The 26,026-nt window shown below is 67.0% G+C and carries 24 protein-coding genes and 1 tRNA gene; 23 read left to right on the forward strand and 2 right to left on the reverse strand.

Features of this window, described 5'->3' with window-relative positions; genetic code table 11:
- The first annotated feature begins 99 nt into the window (after positions 1-99).
- From CSC78_RS12555 to CSC78_RS12610, 12 genes are all read left to right on the forward strand, one after another.
- Entirely contained in the window at positions 100-1,125 is a 1,026-nt protein-coding gene (locus CSC78_RS12555) for an N-acetylornithine carbamoyltransferase (protein WP_162338203.1), read from the forward strand.
- Positions 1,126-1,269: 144 nt separating this feature from the next.
- On the forward strand, positions 1,270-2,472 hold the full coding sequence (locus CSC78_RS12560; protein ID WP_162338204.1) for an argininosuccinate synthase: 1,203 nt from the start codon (positions 1,270-1,272) through the stop codon (positions 2,470-2,472).
- Positions 2,473-2,618: 146 nt separating this feature from the next.
- Positions 2,619-3,710, forward strand: coding sequence for an acetylornithine deacetylase (locus CSC78_RS12565; protein ID WP_162338205.1), 1,092 nt, complete (start codon positions 2,619-2,621; stop codon positions 3,708-3,710).
- An 81-nt stretch (positions 3,711-3,791) separates the two neighbouring features.
- Positions 3,792-5,111 carry an acetylglutamate kinase gene (locus tag CSC78_RS12570; protein WP_162338206.1) on the forward strand — a complete coding sequence of 440 codons (1,320 nt, stop codon included), beginning with the start codon at positions 3,792-3,794 and terminating at the stop codon, positions 5,109-5,111.
- A 10-nt stretch (positions 5,112-5,121) separates the two neighbouring features.
- The gene (locus tag CSC78_RS12575; protein ID WP_162338207.1) at positions 5,122-5,736 is read left to right on the forward strand and encodes a GNAT family N-acetyltransferase; all 615 of its coding nucleotides are present in this window, start codon (positions 5,122-5,124) and stop codon (positions 5,734-5,736) included.
- A complete protein-coding gene (argC, locus tag CSC78_RS12580; protein WP_162338208.1) occupies positions 5,733-6,698 on the forward strand; it encodes an N-acetyl-gamma-glutamyl-phosphate reductase in 966 nt (321 codons plus the stop codon). Before CSC78_RS12575 ends, argC begins: the two co-directional genes overlap by 4 nt.
- 155 nt (positions 6,699-6,853) lie before the next feature.
- Positions 6,854-8,146, forward strand: coding sequence for an argininosuccinate lyase (argH, locus tag CSC78_RS12585; protein ID WP_162338209.1), 1,293 nt, complete (start codon positions 6,854-6,856; stop codon positions 8,144-8,146).
- A gap of 14 nt (positions 8,147-8,160) precedes the next feature.
- Positions 8,161-8,400 carry a YciI family protein gene (locus CSC78_RS12590; protein ID WP_162338270.1) on the forward strand — a complete coding sequence of 80 codons (240 nt, stop codon included), beginning with the start codon at positions 8,161-8,163 and terminating at the stop codon, positions 8,398-8,400.
- A gap of 9 nt (positions 8,401-8,409) precedes the next feature.
- The gene (gene proB, locus CSC78_RS12595) at positions 8,410-9,558 is read left to right on the forward strand and encodes a glutamate 5-kinase (protein WP_162338210.1); all 1,149 of its coding nucleotides are present in this window, start codon (positions 8,410-8,412) and stop codon (positions 9,556-9,558) included.
- A gap of 238 nt (positions 9,559-9,796) precedes the next feature.
- A complete protein-coding gene (locus tag CSC78_RS12600) occupies positions 9,797-11,068 on the forward strand; it encodes a glutamate-5-semialdehyde dehydrogenase (protein WP_162338211.1) in 1,272 nt (423 codons plus the stop codon).
- A gap of 25 nt (positions 11,069-11,093) precedes the next feature.
- Positions 11,094-11,543: a hypothetical protein gene (locus tag CSC78_RS12605; RefSeq protein WP_162338212.1), complete on the forward strand. Its 450-nt coding sequence runs from the start codon at positions 11,094-11,096 to the stop codon at positions 11,541-11,543.
- A 13-nt stretch (positions 11,544-11,556) separates the two neighbouring features.
- Positions 11,557-12,444, forward strand: a complete 888-nt coding sequence (locus CSC78_RS12610; RefSeq protein WP_162338213.1) for a hypothetical protein — start codon at positions 11,557-11,559, stop codon at positions 12,442-12,444.
- 307 nt (positions 12,445-12,751) lie between these two features.
- Here CSC78_RS12610 and CSC78_RS12615 read toward each other — a convergent pair.
- Positions 12,752-12,828: transfer RNA gene (locus CSC78_RS12615), tRNA-Pro, on the reverse strand.
- Positions 12,829-12,974: 146 nt separating this feature from the next.
- Here CSC78_RS12615 and hisS point away from each other — a divergent pair.
- Positions 12,975-14,357, forward strand: a complete 1,383-nt coding sequence (gene hisS / locus CSC78_RS12620; RefSeq protein ID WP_162338214.1) for a histidine--tRNA ligase — start codon at positions 12,975-12,977, stop codon at positions 14,355-14,357.
- Position 14,358: 1 nt separating this feature from the next.
- On the forward strand, positions 14,359-16,248 hold the full coding sequence (locus CSC78_RS12625; protein WP_162338215.1) for an HAL/PAL/TAL family ammonia-lyase: 1,890 nt from the start codon (positions 14,359-14,361) through the stop codon (positions 16,246-16,248).
- A gap of 94 nt (positions 16,249-16,342) precedes the next feature.
- Here CSC78_RS12625 and CSC78_RS12630 read toward each other — a convergent pair whose 3' ends face one another.
- A complete protein-coding gene (locus CSC78_RS12630) occupies positions 16,343-18,178 on the reverse strand; it encodes a sensor domain-containing diguanylate cyclase (protein ID WP_162338216.1) in 1,836 nt (611 codons plus the stop codon).
- A gap of 224 nt (positions 18,179-18,402) precedes the next feature.
- Here CSC78_RS12630 and CSC78_RS12635 point away from each other — a divergent pair, with 224 nt between their 5' ends.
- Genes CSC78_RS12635 through hisIE form a run of 9 tightly spaced genes read left to right on the forward strand, consistent with a single transcriptional unit; the run spans position 18,403 to position 25,891 of the window.
- On the forward strand, positions 18,403-18,729 hold the full coding sequence (locus CSC78_RS12635; protein ID WP_162338217.1) for a YerC/YecD family TrpR-related protein: 327 nt from the start codon (positions 18,403-18,405) through the stop codon (positions 18,727-18,729).
- A 9-nt stretch (positions 18,730-18,738) separates the two neighbouring features.
- Positions 18,739-19,653, forward strand: coding sequence for an ATP phosphoribosyltransferase (gene hisG / locus CSC78_RS12640; protein WP_162338218.1), 915 nt, complete (start codon positions 18,739-18,741; stop codon positions 19,651-19,653).
- Positions 19,650-20,963 (forward strand): histidinol dehydrogenase, encoded by a 1,314-nt coding sequence (hisD, locus tag CSC78_RS12645; protein ID WP_162338219.1) that lies wholly within the window; start codon positions 19,650-19,652, stop codon positions 20,961-20,963. The genes hisG and hisD overlap by 4 nt, the downstream gene beginning before the upstream one ends.
- Positions 20,960-22,105 (forward strand): histidinol-phosphate transaminase, encoded by a 1,146-nt coding sequence (hisC, locus tag CSC78_RS12650; protein WP_238391271.1) that lies wholly within the window; start codon positions 20,960-20,962, stop codon positions 22,103-22,105. The genes hisD and hisC overlap by 4 nt, the downstream gene beginning before the upstream one ends.
- Positions 22,102-23,175 carry a bifunctional histidinol-phosphatase/imidazoleglycerol-phosphate dehydratase HisB gene (gene hisB / locus CSC78_RS12655; RefSeq protein ID WP_162338220.1) on the forward strand — a complete coding sequence of 358 codons (1,074 nt, stop codon included), beginning with the start codon at positions 22,102-22,104 and terminating at the stop codon, positions 23,173-23,175. Before hisC ends, hisB begins: the two co-directional genes overlap by 4 nt.
- Entirely contained in the window at positions 23,175-23,774 is a 600-nt protein-coding gene (hisH, locus tag CSC78_RS12660) for an imidazole glycerol phosphate synthase subunit HisH (RefSeq protein ID WP_162338221.1), read from the forward strand. The genes hisB and hisH overlap by 1 nt, the downstream gene beginning before the upstream one ends.
- Positions 23,771-24,508, forward strand: a complete 738-nt coding sequence (gene hisA, locus CSC78_RS12665) for a 1-(5-phosphoribosyl)-5-[(5-phosphoribosylamino)methylideneamino]imidazole-4-carboxamide isomerase (protein WP_162338222.1) — start codon at positions 23,771-23,773, stop codon at positions 24,506-24,508. The genes hisH and hisA overlap by 4 nt, the downstream gene beginning before the upstream one ends.
- Positions 24,502-25,278: an imidazole glycerol phosphate synthase subunit HisF gene (gene hisF, locus CSC78_RS12670; RefSeq protein ID WP_162338223.1), complete on the forward strand. Its 777-nt coding sequence runs from the start codon at positions 24,502-24,504 to the stop codon at positions 25,276-25,278. The genes hisA and hisF overlap by 7 nt, the downstream gene beginning before the upstream one ends.
- A complete protein-coding gene (gene hisIE / locus CSC78_RS12675; RefSeq protein WP_162338224.1) occupies positions 25,268-25,891 on the forward strand; it encodes a bifunctional phosphoribosyl-AMP cyclohydrolase/phosphoribosyl-ATP diphosphatase HisIE in 624 nt (207 codons plus the stop codon). Before hisF ends, hisIE begins: the two co-directional genes overlap by 11 nt.
- Positions 25,892-26,026: the final 135 nt, after the last annotated feature.

Consider the following 26,026-nt stretch of genomic DNA (forward strand, 5'->3'; position numbering starts at 1 on the left):
CCCCGGACGTCGTCGCCTGTTCACCGGAACCCAGCCAGAGGCTGGGTTTTTTCGTTTCCGAAGCCCGTTTTGCCACATTCCCGACACCAGGATGCCGTAATGAAGCACTTCTTGAACACGCAGGACTGGAGCCGCAGCGACCTCGATGCGCTGCTGACGCAGGCCGCCCTCTACAAGCAGCACAAGCTGGGCGACGCGCTGAAAGGCAAGTCCATCGCGCTGGTGTTCTTCAACCCGTCCATGCGCACCCGCACCAGCTTCGAGCTGGGCGCGTTCCAGCTGGGCGGCCATGCGGTGGTGCTGCAGCCGGGCAAGGACGCGTGGCCGATCGAGTTCAACCTGGGCACGGTGATGGACGGCGACACCGAGGAGCACATCGCCGAAGTGGCGAAGGTGCTGGGCCGTTACGTGGACCTGATCGGCGTGCGTGCCTTCCCGAAATTCGTCGACTGGGCGTACGACCGCGAGGACATCGTGCTGAAGTCGTTCGCCAAGTACTCGCCGGTGCCGGTGATCAACATGGAGACGATCACCCATCCCTGCCAGGAACTGGCCCACGCGCTGGCGCTGCAGGAACACTTTATGAAGTTGGACCCCGGATCAAGTCCGGGGCAGGCTCTGCGCGGCAAGAAGTACGTGCTCACCTGGACCTACCATCCCAAGCCGCTGAACACTGCCGTCGCCAACTCGGCGCTGACCATCGCCACGCGCATGGGCATGGACGTGACCCTGCTGTGCCCGACGCCGGACTACGTGCTGGATGAGCGCTACATGGGCTGGGCCGAACAGAACGTCGCCGAGAGCGGCGGATCGCTCACGGTCAGCCACGACATCGACAGCGCCTATGCCGGTGCCGACGTGGTGTATGCCAAGAGCTGGGGCGCGCTGCCGTTCTTCGGCAACTGGGAGCCGGAGAAGCCGATCCGCGACCAGTACCAGCACTTCATCGTCGACGAACGGAAGATGGCGCTGACCAACAACGGCGTCTTCAGCCACTGCCTGCCGCTGCGCCGCAACGTCAAGGCCACCGACGGCGTGATGGACTCGCCGCAGTGCATCGCCATTGACGAAGCCGAGAACCGCCTGCATGTGCAGAAGGCGATCATGGCGGCCTTGGTGAAGTAACCCGGTTCTGCTCCTTCCCCCGCATGCGGGGGAAGGCTGGGATGGGGGCGAACCGCCTCCGGAAAGTTCGGCCTCGTCCCATTGCCCCCACCCCGACCCTCCCCCGCAAGCGGGGGAGGGGGCACATCACTTGAGACCTCAGAAATGACTGCTTCCGAATCCAAAGACATCGTCCTCGCCTTTTCCGGCGGCCTCGACACCAGCTTCTGCGTGCCCTACCTGAAGGAGCGCGGCTGGAACGTGCATACCGTGTTCGCCGACACCGGCGGCGTGGATGCGGAAGAGCGCGCCTTCATCGAGCAGCGTGCCGCCGAGCTGGGCGTGGCGAGCCACGTCACCGTCGATGGCGGTCCTGCCATCTGGGACGGCTTCGTCAAACCGTTCGTGTGGGCGGGCGAGGGCTACCAGGGCCAGTACCCGCTGCTGGTGTCCGACCGCTACCTGATCGTCGACGCCGCGCTGAAGCGCGCTGCCGAACTGGGCACGAACGCCATCGCGCACGGCTGCACCGGCATGGGCAACGACCAGGTGCGCTTCGACCTGGCGGTCAAGGCCAGCGGCGACTACCGCATCGTGGCGCCGATCCGCGAGATCCAGAAGGAACACACGCAGACGCGCGCCTACGAACAGGCCTACCTGGAAGAACGCGGCTTCGGCGTGCGCGCCAAGCAGAAGAGCTACACGATCAACGAGAACCTGCTGGGCCTGACCATGTCCGGTGGCGAGATCGACAAGTGGGAAGCGCCCGGCGAAGGTGCGCGCGGCTGGTGCGCGCCGCGCGCCGAGTGGCCCGAGGCGCCGCTGCGGGTGACCATCGGCTTCAAGCACGGCGAAGCGGTCAGCCTGGACGGCCAGCCGGTCGCCGGCGCCGCGTTGCTGGCGAAGTTGAACGCATTGTTCGCGCCCTATGGCGTGGGTCGTGGCGTGTATACCGGCGACACCGTGATCGGCCTGAAGGGCCGCATCGTGTTCGAAGCGCCGGGCCTGGTGTCGCTGCTGGCCGCGCACCGCGCGCTGGAAGAGACGGTGCTGACCAAGCAGCAGAACCGCTTCAAGCCCGAGGTCGCGCGCAAGTGGGTGGAGCTGGTGTACGAAGGCTTCTACCACGATCCGCTGAAGGAGGACCTGGAAGCGTTCCTGCAGTCCTCGCAGTCCATCGTCAACGGCGAGGTGGTGCTGGAAACCCGCGGTGGCCGCGTCGATGCGGTAGCGGTGACGTCGCCGCACATCCTCAACGCCAAGGGCGCGACCTACGCGCAGTCGGCCGACTGGGGCGTGGAGGAGGCGGAAGGCTTCATCAAACTGTTCGGCATGAGCTCGACCCTGTGGGCCGAGATCAATCGCTGAGCACACGCTGCAACTCACCACGTCATTCCAGCGCAAGCTGGAATCCACGTTGATTCTGCCTCGGATGCGTTAGAGGCAAGAGCAAGATGGATCCCGGCTTTCGCCGGGATGACGACTGAAACGACGACGGTCCACGGACACACACCATGCTGCAATCCGTTCTCCAACATCTCGAAAAGCTGGTGTCGTTCGATACCCGCAATCCGCCACGCGATATCGGCACGGACGGGATCTTCGATTACCTGCGCGCGCAACTGCCGGACTTCCGCATCGAGGTGACCGACCACGGTGCCGGCGCGGTGTCGTTCTTCGCCGTGCGCGGACAGCCGAAGCGGGTGTTCAACGTGCACCTGGACACGGTGCCGTCGTCGCCGGCGTGGAGCGCCAGTCCGCACGTGCTGCGCATCGAAGGCGACCGGGCCATCGGCCTGGGGGCCTGCGACATCAAGGGCGCTGCCGCCGCGCTGGTCGCGGCGGCGCAGGTGACGCAGGTGACGCAGGGCGATGCCGCGTTCCTGTTCACGACCGATGAGGAAGCGAACGATGCGCGCTGCATTGCCGCGTTCCTGGCGCGCGACCATGGCTTCGGCGAGGCGATCATCGCCGAGCCGACCCGCTGTGAAGCCGTGCTCGCGCACCGCGGCATCAGCGCGGTGCGCATGGCGTTCAAAGGGCAGGCAGGCCACGCCTCGGCCGAGAACGCGCTGTCGCTGAGTGCGCTGCACAACGCGATGCGCTGGGGCACGACGGCGCTGGACTTCGTGCAGGACCAGCATCACCTGCGTTTCGGCGGGCTGACCGGACTGCGCTTCAACATCGGCCGGGTCGAGGGCGGCATCAAGGCCAACATGATCGCGCCGAGTGCGGAGGTCCGCTTCGGCTTCCGTCCGCTGCCGTCGCAGGACATGGACCAGCTGCACGCCACGTTCCGCGGCTTCGCCAATGCCGAGGCGCTGGCCGAGTACGAAGAGACCTTCCGAGGCCCGTCGCTGCCGTCCGGCGACGTCGCGCGTGCCGAGGAACGCCGTCTGGCCGCACGCGACCTCGCCGACGAACTCGGCCTGCCGATCGGCAACGCGGTGGACTTCTGGACCGAGGCCTCGCTGTTCTCGGCCGCCGGCCTGACGGCCTTCGTCTACGGGCCTGGCGATATCGCCCAGGCGCATACCGCCGACGAATGGGTGTCGCTGGAGCAGTTGCAGCGGTATGCCGAGAGCGTTGCGCGAATTCTCCAGTAGCACCGTAGGGCGGGCCTCGGCCCTCCGTGCGCAACCCGATGACGACGGTGGGCCAAGGCCCACCCTACGACAAGCAAAGACATGGAATCGAACAAGCAAACCCGCCAGACCATCATCCGGCTGCTGTCCAGCATGGCCAGTGCGAAGGAGATCTCGCAGTACGTCAAGCGCTTCTCGCAGCTGGACGCCAAGCGCTTCGCCGTGGTCAAGGTCGGCGGCGCGGTGCTGCGCGACGACCTGGAAGCGCTGACGTCCTCGCTGACCTTCCTGCAGGAAGTGGGCCTGACGCCCATCGTCGTGCACGGCGCCGGCCCTCAGCTGGACGAGGAGATGACCGCCGCCGGCATCACCAAGCAGACCGTCAACGGCTTGCGCGTGACCACGCCGGATGTGCTCGCCATCGTGCGCAAGGTGTTCCTGCAGCAGAACCTGGCGCTGGTCGAGGCGCTGCAGCAGGTCGGCGCGCGTGCCACGTCCATCGTGTCCGGCGTGTTCGAGGCCGAATACAAGGACCAGGCCACCTACGGGCTGGTCGGCGATGTCACCCGCATCAACCAGTCGCCGATCGAGGCCAGCCTGAAGGCCGGCTCCATCCCGGTGATCGCCAGCATGGGCGAAACCATCGGTGGGCAGATCCTCAACATCAACGCCGACTTCGCCGCCAACGAACTGGTGCAGGTGCTGCAGCCGTACAAGATCATCTTCCTGACCGGCACCGGCGGCCTGCTGGATGCGGAAGGTCGCGTCATCGACTCGATCAACCTGTCCACCGAGTACGACGAGTTGATGGCGCAGCCGTGGATCAACGGTGGCATGCGGGTAAAGATCGAGCAGATCAAGGATCTGCTGGACCGCCTGCCGCTGACCTCGTCGGTGTCGATCACCAAGCCCGCCGAACTGGCCAAGGAACTGTTCACCCACCGTGGCTCCGGCACGCTGGTGCGCCGCGGCGAGCGCGTGCTGCGCTTCCAGGATGGCTGGGACGGCGTGGACCTGCCGCGCCTGAAGACGCTGATCGAATCCAGTTTCGGCCGGACGCTGCTGCCTGATTATTTCGAGCGCACCACGCCGTACCGCGTCTACATCAGCGAGAACTACCGCACCGCGCTGATCCTGACGCAGGAAGAGGGCTTCGCCTATCTCGACAAGTTCGCCGTGTTGGACGATGCGCAGGGCGAAGGCCTGGGCCGCGCGGTCTGGCACGTGATGCGCGAGGAGAATCCGCAGCTGTTCTGGCGTTCGCGCCACAACAACCCGGTCAACATCTTCTACTACGCCGAATCGGACGGCTGCTACAAGCAGGAGAAGTGGAAGGTCTTCTGGTATGGCATCGAGGCTTTCGGCGATATCGAGCGCTGCGTCGCGCATTGCCGCACGCGGCTGCCGACGCTGAAGGACTGACGTGGCCGACATGTCCCTTCCCGCCGCCTGGCAGCAGGTTCCCGTTCTTGCGGGTCGCCATGCCCGCCTGGAGCCGATGTCGCGTGACCACGTCGCTGGCTTGCGCGCGGCATTGGCCGGCGATGCGCTGGCCGCCTTGTGGTTCACCAGTGTGCCGAAGGCTGACGAGGCGGCGGGCTACGTGGATGCGGTGCTGGCGGCGCAGGCCGAGGGCCGCGTGCTGCCGTTCGTGGTGCTGGATGCCGATGGCCGCGTGGTGGGCAGCACGCGCTACTACGGGCTGGAAGCGGATGTACCCAAGCTCAGCATCGGCTACACCTGGTATGCGCCGGATGTGCAACGCACGGGGATCAACACCGAGACCAAGCTGCTGCTGCTCACCCACGCGTTCGAGACGCTGGGCTGCATCAGCGTGGTGTTCGAGACCAGCTGGTTCAACCAGCGCTCGCGCGCGGCCATCGCCCGCCTGGGCGCCAAGCAGGACGGCGTGCTGCGCAACCACAAGCGCCACGCCGACGGGTCGCCGCGCGATACCGTCGTCTTTTCCATCATCGACAGCGAATGGCCCGCGGTGAAACGCAACCTGCAGGCCAGGCTGGCGCAGCACGAACAGGATTCCCCATGAGCAACAAGAAGACCGTCGGCATCGTCGGCGCCCGTGGCCACACCGGCGCGGAACTGATTCGCCTGATCGCCTGCCATCCGCATCTTGAACTGGCCTTCGTGTCCTCGCGCGAACTCGCCGGCCAGAAGGTCAGCGACCATATCGCCGGGTTCGTCGGTGACCTGTGCTACGAGAACCTCAGCCACGAGCAGGTCGGCGGCAAGGGCGCGGACGCCGTGATCCTGGCGCTGCCCAACGGCAAGGCCGTCGAGCTGGTCGCCGCCATCGATGCGCAGGCACCCGATACCGTCGTGGTCGACCTGTCCGCGGATTACCGCTTCGACGAACACTGGTACTACGGCCTGCCCGAACTGACCCGGCAGAAGTACGCCGGTGAGAAGCGCATCAGCAACCCCGGCTGCTACGCCACCGCCATGCAGCTGGCCATTGCGCCGCTGCTCGGTCGCCTGGCCGGACCGCCGCAGTGCTTCGGCGTGTCTGGCTATTCCGGCGCGGGCACGTCGCCGTCCGACAAGAACAACACCGAGCTGCTGCGCGACAACCTGATGCCGTACGCGCTGACCGACCACATGCACGAGCGCGAGGTCAGCCGGCAGCTTCGCGTGCCGGTCGAGTTCATACCGCACGTGGCGCCGCATTTCCGCGGCATCACCATGACGGTCAATTTGTGGCTGCAGCAGGCGATGAAGATCGACGAGGTCCGCGCGCTGTATCGCGAACGCTACGCAACCGAGCCGCTGATCCGCATCCTCGACGAGGCACCCTGGGTCAGTCGCATCGCCGGCCGGCATGGCGTGGAGATCGGTGGTTTCACCCTGGCGCCCGGCGGCAAGCGGCTGGTCGTGGTCGCCACGCTGGACAACCTGCTCAAGGGCGCGGCGACGCAGGCGATGCAGAACCTCAATCTGGCATTCGGCTTCGATGAGTTCACTGCTATCCCGGAGAATCCGGGACAGGTTTGAAAGCCCCTCTCCCTCCGGGAGAGGGGTTGGGGTGAGGGTACGGCGAAGCTGCAGGCAGCCAGCGCGCCGCACCCTCATCCGGCCCTTTGGGCCACCTTCTCCCGGAGGGAGAAGGAAAAGAGCGAGGGATCGGCAATTTCTTGCGGAGAGACACGATGTCTGATTTGTTGTGGCAAAAACCCGGCGTGGCGGTGGACGCGGAGATCCAGCGTTTCCTCGCCGGCGATGACGTGGTGCTCGACCGCGAATTCTTCCTGCACGACATCCAGGCCAGCGCCGCGCATGCCGAAGGCCTGCAGCGCACCGGCATCCTGTCGGGCGACGAACTGGCCGGGCTGAAGCGCGAACTCGCGACGCTAGCCGAGGATTTCCGGCGCGGTGACTTCGTGCTCGACGAGCGCTTCGAAGACGGCCATTCCGCCATCGAGGCGCGCCTGACCGAGCGCTTGGGCGATGCCGGCCGCAAGATCCATACCGGCCGCAGCCGCAACGACCAGATCCTGGTCGCCACGCGTCTGTGGCTGAAGGAGAAGCTGGCGCGCGTAGCGGTGCTGTCGCGCGAGATCGCCAAGGTCGCGCTGGACCGCGCGCAGGCCGAGCGCGACCTGCCGATTCCCGGCTACACCCACATCCAGCGGGCCGTCGTCTCGTCGGCCGGCATGTGGTGGGCGGGCTGGGCCGAGGCCTTCGTCGACAACACCACGCGTGCGCGCGACACGCTGAAGCTGGTCGACGCCAATCCGCTCGGCACCGCGGCCGGCTACGGCGTCAACCTGAAGCTGGATCGCGAACACACCACTGCTGCACTCGGCTTCGCGCGCATGCAGGTCAGCCCGATCTACGCCCAGCTCTCACGCGGCAAGTTCGAACTGGCCGCGCTGGAAGCGCTCGGCGGTGCCACGCTGGACCTGCGCCGCATCGCCTGGGACCTGTCGCTGTTCACCAGCGCGGAATTCGGTTTCGTCGCGCTGCCGGCGCAATACACCACCGGCAGTTCGATCATGCCGAACAAGCGCAACCCCGACGTCATCGAGCTGATGCGTGCCACCCACGCCAGCGTGTCGGCGGCGCGCAGCGAGATCGAACAGTTGCTGTCGCTGCCGTCCGGCTACCACCGCGATCTGCAGGCCAGCAAGGGCGCGATCTTCCATGGCTTCGGCCGTGGCCTGCCGGCACTGGAACTGCTGCCCGCGCTGCTGGCCAACCTCGAGTGGCGCGAAGACAAGCTGCGTGCCGGCATCGATTCCGGCATGTATGCCACCGATGTCGCGGTCGAGGCGGCCGTTGCCGGCGTGCCGTTCCGCGAGGCCTACAAGGCCGCTGCGGCCTCCGCCGACAGCGCGGGGCAGGGACGCACGCCGGAAGGCAGCCTCGCTGCGCGCGTGTCGCCCGGCGCCGCCGCCGACCTGCGGCTGGACGAACTGCTCGCCCGCTGGGACGCGCTGTGATCCGCTACCTCGTCATGGCGATGCGTCGCCCCTCGTTCGATGATGCGGTGATCGCACCGCATCTCGCGTTCCTCGATGAACTGCGTGCCGCCGGGCACGTTGAAATGACCGGCGGCTTCAGCGACAAGACCGGTGGCGCCTACGTGCTGGTCAACGTCGCTTCGCTGGACGAGGCGCAGGCGATCGCCGCGCGCGATCCTCTGGCGCTGACCGGCGCCTCCGACCTCACCGTCCACGAATGGAATACCCACTGAGGCGACCCGATGACCCTCGCCATGCCGCCGCCGTTCTCCGAACAACCGTTGCCGGCCTGGCGTCGCGCCGTGCTCAAGGTGGGCAGCAGCCTGCTGGCGGCGGAAGGCGAGGGGTTGAGCCCGCGTCATGCGCTGAACCTGGCGCAGTTCGTGTCGTCCAGCATCGCCGCCGGGCGCGAGGTGGTGATCGTGTCGTCCGGCGCGGTCGCCGCCGGACGCGGCCTGCTGCATCGCAAGCCGCAGGCCGGCGTGGCGATGGCCGAACGGCAGGCGTTGGCGGCGCTGGGTCAGGCGCAGCTGATCGCGCTGTGGCAGCGCTTCTTCGACCGTCCGGTGGCGCAGGTGCTGCTGACCCACGACGACCTGCGCAACCGCCGTCGCTACCTCAACGCGCGCGCCACGCTGCAGGAGCTGCTGGCGCTGGGCGCGTTGCCGGTGGTCAACGAGAACGACACCGTCTCCGTCGACGAGCTGAAGCTCGGCGACAACGACAACCTGGCCGCGGTCGTCGCTGCGCTGATCGATGCCGATGCGCTGTTCATCGCCACCGACATCGACGGCTTCTACACCGCCAACCCGCGCACGCACGCGGATGCGCAGCCGATTCTCGACGTGGAAGCGCTGACCCCCGAGTTCTTCGCCATGGCCGGCGGTGCCGGCAGCGGCGTGGGCACCGGCGGTATGCATACCAAGCTGGAAGCGGCGGCCAAGGCGGCGGCGGCCGGCATCGAGACCTTCCTGTTCAACGGCACGCAGGCCACCACCGTGTCGGCGCTGTCGCGGGGCGCGTTGCTGGGCACGCGGTTCCGTCCCGCGCAGAACCGGCTGGCCGCGCGCAAGTACTGGCTGCGCAACGTGCCCGTCGAAGCGGGCGCCATCGTGGTCGATGTCGGCGCGGCGAATGCGATGGGGCAGAAGGGCGCCTCGCTGCTGCCGGGCGGTGTGACGACCGCCGAGGGCGATTTCCGTCGCGGCGACATGGTCGAGCTGGTGCTGCGCGACGAGGCCGGCGACCGTCGCATCGCCCGCGGCGTCAGCCAGTATTCGGCGGTCGACATCCGCCGCATCGCGCGCCGCCATTCGCGCGAGATCGAAGCCATCCTCGGTTATACCTACGGCGAGAACGTCGTCCATCGCGACGATCTGGTGCTGCTGTGATGGTTCGTCTGCACGCACCGAACGCATCGCGCACATCGCACGCATCATTCGCATCGCCTGCATCGCCTGCATCGCCTGCATCGCTCGCATCGCTCGCATCGCTCGCATCGCTCGCATTTTGTAGGAGCGCCCTTGGGCGCGATGCTCCTGCCCGGGATTTCAGATCGAAAAGCATCGCGCCCGAGGGCGCTCCTACAAGGACATGGGTTCCATGACCGATCGTGAGCAAGGAGGTCGCATGACCGACATCAAGACGTTGGCGCTGGAATGCCGCGACGCGGCGACCGCCATCGCGGGCCTGCCGACGGAGGCGAAGAACGCGCTGCTGCGCGCGATGGCCGATGCGCTGCTGGCCGATGAGGCCACGATTCTCGCCGCCAATGCGCGCGACCTCGAGGCGGCATCGGCGAAGGGCATCGGCAGCGCCATGCTGGACCGCTTGCGGCTGGATGCGTCCCGCCTGCAGGGCATCGCCGCGGCCGTGCGCGAGGTGGCGGAGTTGCCGGATCCGGTCGGGCAGGTGACCCGCGCCTACGACCGGCCCAACGGTATCCATGTGGAACGCGTGCGCGTTCCACTCGGCGTCATCGCGATGATCTACGAGGCGCGCCCGAACGTCACCGCGGACGCGGCGGCCTTGTGCCTGAAGGCGGGCAACGCGGTGATCCTGCGCGGCGGCTCGGAAGCGATCCATTCCAACACCGCCATCGCGGCGGCGCTGAAGCGCGCATTGAGCGAAGCCGGGTTGCGGGACGCGGTGCTGACGCTGGTCGAGGATCTGCGGCGCGAGACCATCCTGGAGCTGATCCAGCTCAGCGATGTGATCGACCTGGTCATTCCACGCGGTGGCGAAGGGCTGATCCGGTTCGTCGCGGAACACGCACGCGTGCCGGTGATCAAGCACTACAAGGGCGTCTGTCACCAGTACGTGGACGCGGGCGCGGACGAAGACCTGGCGCTGGCCCTGCTGCTGGATGGCAAAGTGTCGCGGCCGTCGGCCTGTAATTCGCTGGAGACGCTGCTGGTCCATCGCGATATCGCGACGACGTTCCTGCCGCGTGCGGCGGAGGCGCTGCGTGTACGCGGCGTCGAGATCCGGGCGGATGAGGCGGCCCGGGCGCTGATGCCGGGCGGGGTCACTGCGACGGACGAGGATTTCGCGGCCGAGTTTCTCGATCTGGTGATAGCGGTCGGCGTGGTGGACGATCTTGATGCCGCCATCGCCCATATCCGCCATTACACGTCCGACCACACCGAGGTCATCGTCACCCGTGATCCCGCGCATGCGGAGAAATTTCTCAACGCATTGCGGTCAGCGGTGGTGATGGTCAACGCGTCGTCGCGCTTCTCGGATGGCGGCGAGCTGGGGTTGGGTGCGGAGATCGGCATTTCCACGACGCGCCTGCACTCCTATGGCCCGATGGGGCTGGAGGCGCTGACGGTGGAGCGATTCGTTGTGCGTGGGGAAGGGCAAGTGCGGCATCCTGCTCTAATCAAACCTGGGCCCTGAGCCACTTTTCCATGAGCGCTGAATCGTGAGCAAGTCATCGGATTTCGGGAACTTCATCTTGCTCGTCATCGGCGCTGGCGTTGCCGGCGTTCTATTTGGAAACTGGGCGTTCACTGCCGTCTTGTATATCGGTATTGGGGTCATGGTGCTCGGCACCATTCTTTATATTCTCAATGCGATGGGTGTTGATCTAAATGCTCGCCCTGAGAGGCTGGGTAGAGCGCCAATGGTTTCGCGCGACGCGCAGATCGCAGCGCAGAAGGTGCAGCAGCTGCTGGCAGCCGTGGATGCCAAGGATGGCCAGTCTATCGAGAGGCTGGTGCTCCAAGACAACGTGAGCCCGTTTGAGTATGGATCTTGGGAGGGTGAAGCATTGAGCGCTAACACACTGGCCACTCAACAGCACTATGAATCCGCCATCGTGTTCTTCAAAAGCTGGTCTGCCAGTGGGGCGACAGCTCGGTTCAAATCCTGACCGGAGAGCTTCTATGAAGGAACGAGTTGAAGCTTGGAAGCAAGCGTTTGAAGGCGATGAGCAGGCAGTCTTGCCTACGCTGGTGAACTTCGCCTGGAACTATGCTGCATTTATGACTGTCGTTCAGATCGTGCGCGACGCTCCGCAAGATGAGGCGGGACGCATGAAATTGAATTCGATGGTGCTAGATCTCCTAGCCGGCGGCTATTGGGCTAACGCTATCTTGGCCATCCGGCGCCTTGTGGACCGCGGGCCGTTTAAGGGGAAGCGTGGTGTCAATTCCTTATGGGCTTTACTGCAAGACATCAAGGCTAGCCGCGACAATCTGACACGAACTGTCTATGTCGAGACCATCGCGGGGCTTCCGTATGACTACGAGGAAATCCGCGACAAATACTGGGAGTTCGTCTATGCCCAGCCTCCGGGTGGAGTGAATGTTCCTAGAGAGCTTCGGTATGAGCCATCCGAACAGCGGCATGAGGAGTTTGACTGGCTAAGCGGCGTTGCCGCAGACGCTCGCTCGCCAGACGATTTGATCCGCGAGGATGTCTTTTCAAGAATGGAAGAAAGGCTTGGTCAGTTGGATCAAGTGGCAGATCACGCCACGATCTTCTTCGCCCACGCGGCAACCAAGGCAAGCCGGCAAGGGCGCGTCATCGACAAGTGGGGCCCCAACGAAGCGAAGCAGTCGTTGCAACAGGTTGCTGAGGTCGCAGAGTTTGTCGGCCGGTGGTTTTGCTTTACTGGCATAGGTGACATCTTGCCCACTGCTCAATATGATCAATTTGAATTTCTTGACCAACCTCTATGGCAGGGCGAGCGGGCCCGGCTACAAGAGCAATGGGATGCCTTCGGTGAAGAAGTTGGCCAGTGGCCTCACATCGACAACCAGGCTTTATAGATAGTGCATAGGTTGGGGTGAGCGAAGTGAAGCCCAAGATCGATGCACGGACATCTCCTGGTGTTGAGGCTCGCAAGCTCATCCCAACCTATGGCCTACCACAGCGACGGTAGGGACACGCCGAGTTGCGGAGAGGGAGGGATTCGAACCTCAAGCCGCCTGTGCGATTCGCTCGAGGTGCCGGAAATAGGAATCGAACCGTAGCTTGCACAACCATCGCCTACGCGGCGATCCGTGGAATGGCAGCACCTTACGGGCATGAAAAAACCGCCACTAGGGCGGTTTCTTCGTAACACGCTGAATCTATTGGTCGGGGAGACAGGATTCGAACCTGCGACCTCTACGTCCCGAACGTAGCGCTCTACCAGACTGAGCTACACCCCGACTGAGCGCGGCATTGTAATGAAGCCGCCGGGCCGAGGCAAGACTTGGGGCGCGGATCCGACCATCGGCCGGGCCGGGTCCCACAAAAGCTGCGGCCCCCGCGGCGGCCACGTAAAATGTGCCGTTCACGAAAGCCGGAGTGTCCCTTGATCAAGCCCCGTACCCCGCCTGGCGTCATGGAGCTGCTCCCGCGCGAGCAGATCGCCTTCCAGCGCATGCTGGACACCATCCGCCGGAACTACGAGCGCTTCGGCTTCCTGCCCGTCGAAACCCCGGTCTTCGAACTGTCCGAGACCCTGCTGACCAAGTCCGGCGGCGAGACCGAGCGGCAGGTCTATTTCGTCCAGTCCACCGGCGCTCTGGCCAAGGAAGGCGAGGGGCTGCCCGAACTGGCCCTGCGTTTCGACCTGACCGTGCCGCTGGCCCGCTACGTGGCCGAGCACGAACATGAGCTGACCTTCCCGTTCCGCCGCTACCAGATCCAGCGCGTCTACCGCGGCGAACGCCAGCAGCGCGGCCGCTTCCGCGAGTTCTACCAGTGCGACATCGACGTGATCGGCAAGGACGCGCTGAGCGTGCGCTTCGACGCCGAGATCCTGGCGGTGATCCACGCCGTCTTCAGTGAGCTTGGCATCGGCGACTTCACCATCCAGTTGAACAACCGCAAGCTGATGCGCGGTTTCTTCGAAGCGCAGGGCGTCACCGACGGCGAACAGCAGGCGCTGGTCCTGCGCGAAGTCGACAAGCTGGACAAGCGCGGCGCCGACTACGTGCGCGAGACGCTGACCGGCGAAGGCTTCGGCATGTCGGCCGAGGGTGTCGACCGCATCCTCGATTTCGTCGCCGTGCGCAGCACCGGCCACGCCGATGCGCTGGCCAGGCTCGACGCGCTGGGGCAGGGCAGCGACACCTTCAACCAGGGCATCGCCGAGCTGCGCGAAGTGCTGGACCTGGTCAAGGCGCTGGGCGTGCCGGAAAGCGCCTACTGCCTGAACTTCTCCATCGCACGCGGCCTGGACTACTACACCGGCACCGTCTACGAGACGCAGCTGGACGGCTATCCGCAGATCGGCTCGATCTGCTCGGGCGGCCGCTACGAAGACCTGGCCAGCCACTACACCAAGTCCAAGCTGCCGGGCGTGGGCATCTCGATCGGCCTGACCCGCCTGTTCTGGCAGCTGCGCGAGGCCGGTCTGATCGCCGGCAGCGACGAGAGCAGCGTGCAGGCGATGGTGGCGCTGATGGACGACGGCCAGCTGGCCGGTTCGCTGGACATCGCGCGCCGCCTGCGCGCGGCCGGCATCAACACCGAAGTGCAGATGGAAGGCCGCAAGCTGGCCAAGCAGTTCCAGTACGCCTCGCGTGCGGGCATCCGCTTCGTGGTGCTGGCCGGCGAGGACGAACTCGCGCGCGGCGTGGTGACGGTCAAGGACCTGCTGCGCGAGCAGCAGTTCGAGGTGAAGCGCGAGGAACTGGCCAGCAGCCTGAAAGTGGAGCTGGAACAGGCCCGCGCATTGGCGGGGCGCTGACATGAAGCCGATCCTGCTGGATGGTGCATCGCTTACCCGCGACAAGCTGGTCGAGATCGCGTTCGGCGCCAGCGTCGAGCTGGACAAGGGCGCGCTGAAGGCGGTCGCACGCGCGGCCGACTTCCTCGCCGAACAGGTCCGCCGCGAAGAGCCGATCTACGGCGTCTCCACCGGCTTCGGCAGCAATGCCGACAAGCTGCTCGGCGCGCATCCGCTGCGCGACGAACTGCCGGGCGCGGTGAAGTCCGGGCGTTCGCTGCATGAGGAGCTGCAGTACAACCTGATCGTCACCCACGCCGTGTGTGTCGGTGAGCCTATGGCGCCGGAGATCGTCCGCGCCATGCTCGGCATCCGCATCAACACCCTGCTGAAAGGCCATTCCGGCATCCGCGTGGAGACGCTGCAGGCGCTGACGGCGATGCTCAATGCCGGCATCGTGCCGGTGGTGCCGTCGCTGGGTTCGGTCGGCGCATCCGGCGACCTGGCACCGCTGTCGCACCTGGCCATCGTGCTGCTGGGCGGTGGCGAAGCGTTCTACAACGGCGAGCGCATCGCCGGTGCCGAGGCGCTGAAGCGCGCCGGCCTGTCGCCGGTCGCGCTGTCGTACAAGGAAGGGCTTGCGCTCAACAATGGCACGGCGCAGATGCTGGCGATGGGTGTGCTGGCGACTTACCGGCTGGACCAGTTGCTGGACACCGCCGATCTCGCCGCCGCGATGACCATCGACGCCTTCGCGGGCCGTCTGGGCGCGTTCGCCGAGGAGGTGCATGCGCTGCGGCCGCATCCGGGCCAGGTGCACGTCGCCGCCCGCCTGCGCGAACTGCTGGACGGCTCGACGCTGGCCGACATTCCGTACCACCTGGTGCCGAAGTTCCGTCCCTGGCTGCCGCGCAGCTGGGATACCGCCGAGGCGCAGGCACTGCGCTTCGACATCGGCTGGGACTGGGTGCCGACCGACCAGCGCCACGGCCGCGAGAAGTTCTACGACCGCTTCATGCCGTTCCGTGGCGGCAAGAAGCACCAGCCGCAGGACAGCTATTCGTTGCGCTGCATCCCGCAGGTGCACGGCGCCGTGCGCGATGCGGTCGAGCAGGCCAAGCGCGTGCTGGAGATCGAACTCAACGCGGTAACCGACAATCCGCTGGTGTTCCCCGACAGGCAGGCCGAGCACGTCGAAGAGCAGGTGATCTCCGCCGGCCACTTCCACGGCATGCCGCTGGCGCTGGCGATGAGCTACGTGAAGGCGGCCATCCCGACGCTGGCGTCGATTTCCGAGCGCCGCCTCAACAAGCTGGTCGACCCGGCCACCAACGACGGACTGCCGGCGTTCCTGATCGGCAACGAGGACGGCACCGAGTCGGGCCACATGATCGTGCAGTACTCGGCGGCGGCCATCGTCAACGACCTCGCCAGCCGCGCGCACCCGGCCAGCGTGTTCTCGGTGCCGACCAGCGCGAACGCGGAAGACCATGTATCGATGGGCGCCAACGAGGCACGCCATGTGCTGGCGATGGTGCAGGACCTGGGCAAGGTGCTGGCGCTGGAGCTGTACACCGCCGCGCAGGCGCTCGACCTTCGCCGCGACATGATCAACGCCGCGCGTGCGCTGTCGGATCGCACGGATGCGGAAGGCCTGGCGGTGAAGGTGGCCGGTGGCCCGCAGGCCGGCGCGGAGGGGCGCGATACGTTCCTGGCCGAAGTCGAAGCGCTGCGCGCCGCGCTGGCGTCCAGCGCGGCCTTCCACCCCGGCCACGCCGTCGCCGCCGCGCACGCGGCGATCCGCGCGAAGATCCCGTTCCTCGACCGCGACCGCGCACTGGATGGCGAAGTCGCCACTGCGGTGCGGCTGGTGGAGTCGGGGGAGATCCTGGCGGCAGTCCGGAGCCGCTGAGGTCCAGGAAAAGTAGGTGTGGGAGCGACGTGAGTCGCGAGCTTTTTGCAGAGAGCCTTCGCGACTTACGTCGCTCCCACAACAGCGAAATTCTTTACAGGGTCCGCACGCAGTCCCGCCCTTCGGCCTTGGCCGCGTACAGCGCCTGGTCCGCAACCTGCAGCGCCGATTCCAGGCTGTCGCGCGCCTCCAGGTCGACGCAGTGCACGCCGATGCTGGCGGACACCGCGATGACCAGCTCGCCGCTCCGGCAGGGTTGCGCGCGCAAGGCCTGACGCAGTTCCTCGGCCACGACGCTCGCTTCGCCCAGGCCCATGCCGGGCAGGGCGGCGATGAATTCCTCGCCGCCGAACCGGGCCAGCAGCGCGCCGTGCGGCCGCAGCGTCTCGGCCAGCGTGTTCGACGTGCAGCGCAGGCAGTCGTCGCCGACCAGGTGGCCGTAGGTGTCGTTGATGCGCTTGAAGTGGTCCAGGTCGATCATCAGCAGCGAGATCGGCCGCTGCGAATTGCGCGACTGCGACAGCAGGTGTTCGAACGCCTCGCGGAAATGCGTGCGGTTGTAGAGGTCGGTCAGGCCGTCGAGGCGGCTGGATTCGCGCAGGCGGTGGTGCGCGCTTTCCAGTTCCGACATCGCCTGGCGCAGTTCGCCGGTCCGCTCGACGACCTGCGCTTCCAGCGAGTTCTTCGCGTCGCGCACGATGCGCTCGTTCTCGTTGCGCAGGGCCGCATACCGGTAGCCCAGCGCCACCGACAGCAGCAGCATCTCCAGCGCCGAGCCGATCTGCACGCCGTACTCGGTGATGAAGGTCTTCGGCAGCAGGCCGAACGCCAGCGCTACGAAGATGCCGGTGCCGAGCAGGAACATCGCCCAGGCCAGCAGGAACACCTTCGCGGGCCGGTAGCCGGTGCGCACCACCATCAGCGTGATCACCGCGATCCACACGATGCTGGGGAACACGGCCGCCGAGGCGATCGGCGTGGCCACGTGGTACGGCAGCTGCGTGGCCGCGATGCCCAGCAGCACGAAGAACGCGATGATGGCCTTGCTGATGCGGTCGCCCAGCCGCCATCGCGTGTTGAGGTCGAGGAACGTGCGGGCGAACTGCTGCATGCCGATCTGCGCCAGGCAGACCGAGAGCGGCACCGACTTGTCCGCCAGCCAGGTGGAATGCGGCCACAGGTATTCGAACCCCAGGCCGTTGAGGGTGAACAGCACCAGTCCGAATGCGCTGATGTGGAACAGGTACCAGAAGTAGCTGCCGTCGCGCAGCACCAGCCACAGCACCAGGTTGTAGAAGAACAGCGCCAGCAGGATGCCGTAGTAGATGCCGATGCCGAGTTGGCCGTCGCGCGAGAGTTCGGCGAAGGCGGCGGGCGTGTACAGGAACAGCGGCACCTGCATTGAACTCTGGCTCTGCACGCGCACCAGCAGGTCGACCTCTTCGCCGGTCGGCAGGTCGAGCCAGAAGTTGGGGTGGCGGTAGCGGATGCTGCGTTGCTCGAACGGGAAGCTGTCGCCACCCGCGTGATGCACGGTGCGGCCGTCCGGATAGCGCGCATACACGTCGATGCGGTCGCTGAGGGCGTACTGCTGCACCAGCAGCCAGCGCTGCTCGCGCGGGTTCTGGTTGGTCACGCGGACGTGGAACCAGAACGCGCCGGTCTGGAAGCCGAAGGAGGCATCGCCGTTGGGCAGCGGAACAAAGCGGCCGTCGTCCAGTTGCCGCTTCGCCCCTTCGACCGTCGTCGTGCCATCGGCGTCGTGCAGGTACGTGGTCTGGGGGGCGAGCGGGAGATAGCTGGCGTCGGCCGCGATGCGCGCCGGCGAGTCGCGGGCGTTCGCCACCAATGGGAAGCAGACCAGCAGCAGGAGCCAGAGCCCGGCGGCCAGTGTGCGGTGCTCGCGTGGCGTGGTGTGTGGTGACCGCATGCCCGTCCCCCCCGGGTTGCCCGCTGCGCGGTAGGTGCTCCGGCGTTCGGGCGTCCTTGGCAGTGTACTCATCGTCCGTGTCCGCTCCAGTCCATCGCGGGTCCCCGTCCTGTCCTGCCCAAGACAACGCAATCGACGCACGCATCCAGACAAGCGGCGGGTTGACGCTCCGCAACAATCCAATTAATGTACTAGCGTATTAATACATTGGATCGCCCGTTTACATGAAGCGCCGTCCCCACGACGACCCCCAGTCCGCCTCCGGCCCGCTGCAGGCGCTGTCCGAGGCGCTTGCCGCGCTGGGGCAGGCGCAGGAAGTGCGGGCCTTCCTGGAAGACCTGTGCACCCCGGCGGAACTGGAAGCCATGTCCGACCGCTGGCGGGTCGTGCCGCTGTTGCTGAAGGGCGTGCCGTACCGCGAGATCCACGACCTGACCCAGGTCAGCGTGACCACCATCGGCCGTGTCGCCCGCACGCTGGAGCGGGGGGCCGGTGGCTACGCCGCCGCCGTCCAGCGCCAGCAGGCCGCGACGTCCTCCGCTTCCCACTGAGTTCCCCCCATGAGTCCCTCCCTGACCCCCGCGACGCGCGAGCGTCTGCGCATCGCCATCCAGAAGAGCGGGCGGCTGGCCGAGCCGGCGCGCACGCTGCTCGCCGCCTGCGGCCTGAGCTGGCGCGAAAGCCGCGACAAGCTGTTCTGCTACGGCGAATCCCTGCCGGTGGACCTGCTGCTGGTGCGCGACGACGACATCCCCGGCCTGATCGCCGACGGTGTCTGCGATTTCGGCATCGTCGGCCGCAACGAACTGGACGAGCAGGCCGGCGAACGCGCCCTCAATGGGTTGCCGCAGGCCTACCGCGAACTGCGTCCGCTGGGTTTCGGCAGCTGCCGGCTGATGCTGGCGATCCCCGACAGCTGGGAATGGACCGGCCCCGAACAGCTGCAGGGCCTGCGCATCGCCACCAGCTATCCGTCCGTCTTGCGCCAGTGGCTGCAGGCGCGCGGCATCGACGCGGCGGTGGTGGAACTGTCCGGCTCCGTCGAGATCGCGCCGAAGCTGGGCACCGCCGACCTGATCTGCGATCTGGTTTCCAGTGGCGCCACGCTGGCGGCGAACCAGCTGAAGCCGGTGGAGACCCTGCTCGACAGCGAGGCCGTGCTCGCCGGTCCGGCGCGCGAGTTCGACGATGCCCGCGCCGGCCTGGCCGACATGCTGCTGCGTCGCCTGGATGGCGTGTTGAAGTTGAAGGACAGCAAGCTGCTGATGTTCCGTGCCGAGCGCGACACCGTGCCGGCGCTGTCGCGCCTGCTGACCGACAGCGAGGGCCTGGTCACGCTGCCGGGCGGCGAGGACGGTCCGCTGTCGCTGCAGGCGATGTGCCACGGCGCGGTCACCTGGCAGCGGCTGGAGGAACTGCAGCGCGCCGGCGCGCAGGGACTGATGGTGCTGTCGGTCGAGAGGTCGCTGGCATGACCGCGTCGCCCGCACCCGTGTACGACTGGACCGTGCTGGACGACGCCACGCGCGAGGCACTGCTCGCGCGTCCTGTGCAGACCGTCGCGCAACGCACTCGCGATGCCGTCGCCGGCCTGCTGGCCGATGTGCAGGCCCGTGGCGACGCGGCGCTGCGTGAGGTCACCGCGCGTTTCGATGGCGTGGAACTCGCGACGTTCGAGGTCAGCGAGGCAGAGTTCGCCGCCGCGCATACCGCCGTGCCTGCCGACCTGCGCCAGGCGATGCAGGAGGCCGCCGAGCGCATCGAGGCCTTCCATCGCGCCGGCATGGCGCAGCCCTATTCTGTGGAAACCGCGCCGGGCGTGGTGTGCGAGCGGATGATCCTGCCGATCCCGCGTGTGGGCCTGTACGTGCCCGCCGGCAGTGCACCGCTGCCGTCGACGGCGCTGATGCTGGGGATTCCGTCGCGCCTGGCCGGGTGCCGCGAAGTGGTGCTGTGCACGCCGCCGCGCAAGGACGGCACGGCCGATCCGGCGGTGCTGGTGGCTGCACAGCTGACCGGCGTGCGTTGCGTGTTCAAGCTGGGGGGCGCGCAGGCGATCGCCGCGATGGCGTTCGGCACCGACAGCGTGCCGGCCTGCGACAAGCTGTTCGGCCCAGGCAACAGCTACGTGACCGAAGCCAAGCAGCAGGTCGCGCAGTCCGGCGCCGCGGCCATCGACATGCCCGCAGGGCCGTCGGAAGTGCTGGTGATCGCCGATGCCGGCGCGGACGCGGCCTTCGTCGCGGCCGACCTGCTGTCGCAGGCCGAGCATGGCCCCGACTCGCAGGTGCTGCTGCTGTCCGATGACGAGGGTCTGATCGAACGCGTGCAGGCGGAACTTGCCACGCAGCTGGCGGAACTGGACCGCGCCGATATCGCGCGGCAGGCGCTGTCGGCATCGCGCCTGGTCAAGGTCGCGACGCTGGACGAGGCCTTCGCCATCAGCAACCGCTATGCGCCGGAACACCTGATCCTCGCGCTGCGCGATGCGCGCGCCTGGCTGGGTCGCGTGGAGGCGGCGGGTTCCGTCTTCCTCGGTGACTACACGCCGGAAGCATTGGGTGACTACTGCAGCGGCACCAACCATGTGCTGCCCACCAGCGGCGCGGCGCGTGCGTACAGCGGTGTCAGCGTGGCCAGCTTCCAGAATTTCGTCAGTGTGCAGTCGGCCAGTCGTGCCGGCATCGCCGCCATCGGTGACTGCGCAGTGACGCTGGCGCGCGCCGAAGGGCTGGATGCGCATGCCAATGCCGTCGCGTTGCGCCTGCGCAAGGCGGCAGCGTGAGCGCCGTGCTCTCCCTCGTCCGCCCTGACCTGCGCGACTTCGCCGGCTACAAGTCGGCACGCAGCGAGGCGCTGCGTGGCGATGTGTGGCTGAATGCCAACGAATCTGCCTGGGCCAATCCGGCCGATGGGGAGGGACGCAGCCGCCGCTATCCCGATCCGCAGCCCCCGGCGCTGCGCGCGCGGATGGCACAGCTGTACGGCGTTGCGTCGGAACACCTGCTGGTCGGGCGCGGCAGCGACGAGGCGATCGACCTGCTGGTGCGTGCGTTGTGCGTGCCGGGACAGGACGCCATCGTGATCACGCCGCCCGTGTTCGGCATGTATGCCGTCTGCGCACGGCTGCAGGGCGCACGCATTGTCGAGGTACCGCTGGTCGACGGCGAAACCGGTTTCATCGCCGATCTCGACGCCATCCGCGAGGCGGTCTTGGGGCAGGGCGCCAAGATCGTGTTCCTGTGTTCGCCCTCGAACCCGGCCGGCTCGGCCATTCCGCACGACGGCATCTCGGCGTTGGCGCGTGCGCTGGACGGCAAGGCACTGGTGGTGGTGGACGAGGCTTATGGTGAGTTCGCCGATGGCCCGTCCGCCACGACGCTGCTGGACACGCAGGCGAACGTGGCCGTGCTGCGGACGCTGTCGAAGGCACATGCGCTGGCCGCCGCGCGCATCGGCGTGGTGATCGGCGATGCCGACCTGATTGCGGTGCTGCAACGCTGCCAGGCACCGTATCCGGTGCCGACGCCCTGCGCCGACGTGGCGCTGGAAGGCCTGTCCGACGCTGCGCTGACGCAGACGCGCGAACGCGTCGCGCTGGTACGCAGCGAACGCGCGCGCCTGCATGCAGCGCTCGAAAGGACTGCCGGTGTCCGTCGCGTCTACGCTTCGCAGGGCAACTACCTGCTGGCGCGCTTCGACGATGCCGAGCGCGCCTTCCGCACGCTGCTCGCTGCCGGTGTCGTGGTTCGCGACCAGCGTGCCGCCCCCCAGCTCGGAGACGCACTGCGCATCACCGTCGGCTCGCCGGTCCAGAACGATCGCGTGCTGTCCGCCCTGGGCGAGGACGCTGCAGGAGGGGCTTCAGCCCCGACCGGTTTGGTCGTCGTCGGGGCTGAAGCCCCTCCTACCGAAACCATGTCATGACGCCAATCCTTTTCATCGACCGCGACGGCACCCTGATCGAGGAGCCCGAAGACTTCCAGATCGATGCCTACGAGAAGGTGCGCTTTGTCGCCGGTGTCATCCCGGCGCTGCTGAAGCTGCGCGATGCGGGCTACCAGTTCGTCATCGTCAGCAACCAGGACGGACTGGGCAGCGAGCAGTACCCGCGCGCCAGTTTCGATGGCCCGCAGGCACTGATGATGCAGGTGTTCGAAAGCCAGGGCATCCGCTTCCGCGACGTCCTGATCGACGAAAGCTGGCCGCACGAGAACAAGCCCACGCGCAAGCCCGGCATCGGCCTGATGGTGCCGTACCTGCAGGACCGCAGCATCGACTGGGCGCGCTCGGGCATGGTCGGCGACCGGCCGACCGACATCCAGTTCGCCGACAACCTGAAGATCCGCGGCTTCCAGCTGAAGACCGCGCAGTTCGGCGGCGAGTGGGACTGGGTCGGCATCGCGCACGAACTGGCCGATGCGCCGCGCCGTGCCGTGGTCCAGCGCGATACGAAGGAAACGAAGATCCGCGTCGAGGTGGACCTCGACCGCGTGGCCGAACCGGTCGCGAAGACCGGCCTGCCATTCTTCGACCACATGCTGGAACAGATCGGCAAGCACGGCGGCTTCGCGCTGGACGTGCGCGCCGATGGCGACCTGCATATCGATGAACACCACACGGTCGAGGACACCGGCCTCGCCTTGGGGCAGGCGCTGAAAGAGGCGCTGGGCGACAAGCGCGGCATCGGCCGCTATGGCTTCACCCTGCCGATGGACGAGACGCTGGCCAGCGCTGCGCTCGACTTCAGTGGTCGGCCGTACTTCGTCTTCAACGGCGAATTCAAGCGCGAGCGGGTCGGCGACCTGCCGACCGAACTGGTGCCGCACTTCTTCCGCTCGCTCTGCGACGCGTCCGGCCTGAATCTCAACCTGAAGGTGGAAGGCGACAACGACCATCACAAGGTCGAGGCCAGCTTCAAGGCACTGGCGCGTGCATTGCGCCAGGCGGTGAAGCGCGAAGGCGCCGAACTTCCGACGACCAAAGGTGCGCTCTGATGAAGGTCGTGCTGGTCGACGCCGGTGGCTCCAACATCGGGTCGGTGCGCTACGCCCTGCAGCGCCTGGGAGTGGACGCGGAACTGACGGGCGATGCACAGGCGATCCGCGATGCGGACCGGGTGATCCTGCCCGGCGTCGGCGCAGCGGCGGTCTGCATGGCGCGGTTGAAGGAGCTGGGACTGGTCGACGTGTTGCGCACGCTCGACACGCCGCTGCTCGGTGTCTGCGTGGGCGTGCAACTGCTGTTCGCGCACTCCGAAGAGGATGACACACCCTGCCTCGGCCTGTTGCCGGGACAGGTGCGCAAGCTGGCAGTGTCCACCGGCATCCGCGTGCCGCACATGGGCTGGAACACGCTGCAGCGCACCCGTGATGCTTCATTGCTGGACGGCATCGCCGACGGCGATCACGCCTACTTCGTCCACAGCTATGCGGCACCGGTCGACGACGACTGCCTGTGCAGCAGCGACCACGGCCAGCGCTTCGCCGCGGTGGTGCAGCGTGGCAACGTGGCCGGTGCGCAGTTCCACCCGGAACGTTCGGGTGCGGTGGGCGCGCGATTGTTGAAGAACTTCATCGAGTACGGACTGCAATGACCGGTTTCACCGTGTATCCCGCCATCGACGTGCGCGACGGCCGCGTCGTGCGCCTGGCGCAGGGCGACTATGCGCGCGAGACGCGCTACGAAGGCACGCCGCTCGAGGTCGCATCGCGCTATGCCGAACAGGGCGCGGATTGGCTGCACCTGGTCGATCTGGACGCCGCCCGTGCCGGCGGCTATACGCTGGCGCCGCTGCTGGGCGAGATCGCGCGGCACACGCGGCTGAAGGTGCAGACCGGCGGTGGCGTCCGTCAGCGCGACGACGTGGCCCGCATCCTCGATGCGGGCGCCGACCGCGTGGTGATTGGTTCGCTGGCGGTCCGCGAGCCGGAGACCGTGCTGGCCTGGCTGGCCGAATTCGGCAGCGAGCGCATCACCGTGGCGCTGGATTCGCGCCGCGACCGCGACGGCATCTGGCGCTTGCCCGTGCATGGCTGGACCGAAACGGCATCGGAAACGCTGGACGAACTCGCGCTGCGCTACGCCGACGCCGGCCTGCACCACCTGCTGTGCACCGATATTGCACGCGACGGCATGCTGACCGGCTCGAACCTGGCGCTCTACGCCTACCTGCACGATACCGTGCCGTCGCTGGCAGTGCAGGCATCGGGGGGCGTCAGCGCAGTAGCCGACGTGGTGGGCGCACGTGACGCCGGATGCGCCGGCATCGTGCTCGGGCGCGCCTTGCTGGAAGGACGCTTCACGCTGCCGGAGGCGCTGGCATGCTGAGCCGGCGCATCATCCCGTGCCTGGACGTGCGCGAAGGACGCGTGGTCAAGGGCGTGAAGTTCCGCGACCACGTGGACATGGGCGACATCGCCGACCTGGCGCTGCGGTACCGCGACGAGGGCGCGGACGAACTGGTGTTCTACGACATCAGCGCCAGTCCCGAAGGACGTTCGGTGGACTACGCCTGGATCGAGCGGGTTTCGCGCCTGCTCGACATCCCGTTCTGCGTCGCCGGCGGCATCCGCAGTGTCGAGACGGCGCGGCGCGTGCTTTACAGTGGCGCCGACAAGGTGTCGGTGAATACGCCGGCGCTGGAACGCCCCGCGCTGATCGGCGAACTGGCCGAGGCCTTCGGCGTGCAATGCGTGGTGGTCGGCGTCGATTCGATCCTCGAGGCGGACGGTGAGTGGCGCGTACGCCGCTACACCGGCGACCCGTCGAAGATGCAGGGCGCGGGGCTGAGGACACTGGACTGGGTGGTGCAGGCGCAGCGGCTGGGTGCGGGCGAGATCGTGTTGAATTGCATGGACCAGGATGGCGTGCGCCGCGGCTACGATCTGTCGCAGCTCAAGGCGGTTCGTGCCGTGTGCGAGGTGCCGTTGATCGCGTCCGGCGGCGCGGGCGAGGTGGAGCATTTCGCGGACGTGTTCGCGCAGACGGACGTGGACGGCGCGCTCGCGGCCAGCGTGTTCCACAGCGGACACATCAGGATTCCCGCGCTGAAGCGCGCATTGGCAGAGCAGGGCATCGAGGTGCGACGTGGCGAATGACAACGGATCGTCCGGTTTCGATCCGGGCCGGCTTGACTGGGGCAAGGGCGATGGCCTGCTGCCTGTCGTGGTGCAGGACGCGTCGAACCTGCGCGTGCTGATGCTGGGCTACATGAACCGTGAAGCGCTGGAAGCCACGCTCGCCAGCCGGCGCGTGACGTTCTTCAGCCGCAGCAAGCAGCGCCTGTGGACCAAGGGCGAAAGCTCGGGCCATGTGCTGGACCTGGTGTCGGTCGATGCCGACTGCGACGACGACACGCTGCTGGTGCTGGCGCACCCGCAAGGACCCACCTGCCATCTGCAGCGCGCCAGTTGCTTCCCGTCTGCGCCTTCGGCGTTCCTGTCGGACCTGGACGCGCTGGTCGCGCGGCGCGAGCGCGAGCGACCTGCGGACAGCTATACGACGCGCCTGTTCGAATCCGGCACACGCCGCATCGCGCAGAAGGTGGGCGAAGAGGGTGTCGAGACCGCGCTGGCGGCGGTCGCGCAGGACGAAACCGCCCTGCTCGGCGAGAGCGCCGACCTGCTGTACCACCTGACCGTCCTGCTGCGCGCGCGCGGCCTGTCGCTGGCCGATGCGGTCGACGTGCTGCGCGAGCGACACGGAGCCTGAAGCGTTCCCGGTAGAGGGCGTGGGAGCGACGTAAGTCGCGAGCTTCTTCGTGGGGCCGTCTGGCATCCTCATCGCGGGCGATCACCGTCGCGGTTCCTGTCGCACCTACAAGGAAACCGCCCCTGCGCCATAATC

Origin of the sequence: Pseudoxanthomonas japonensis, from assembly GCF_010093445.1 — a bacterium.
GTDB classification, from domain to species: Bacteria; Pseudomonadota; Gammaproteobacteria; order Xanthomonadales; family Xanthomonadaceae; genus Pseudoxanthomonas_A; species Pseudoxanthomonas_A japonensis.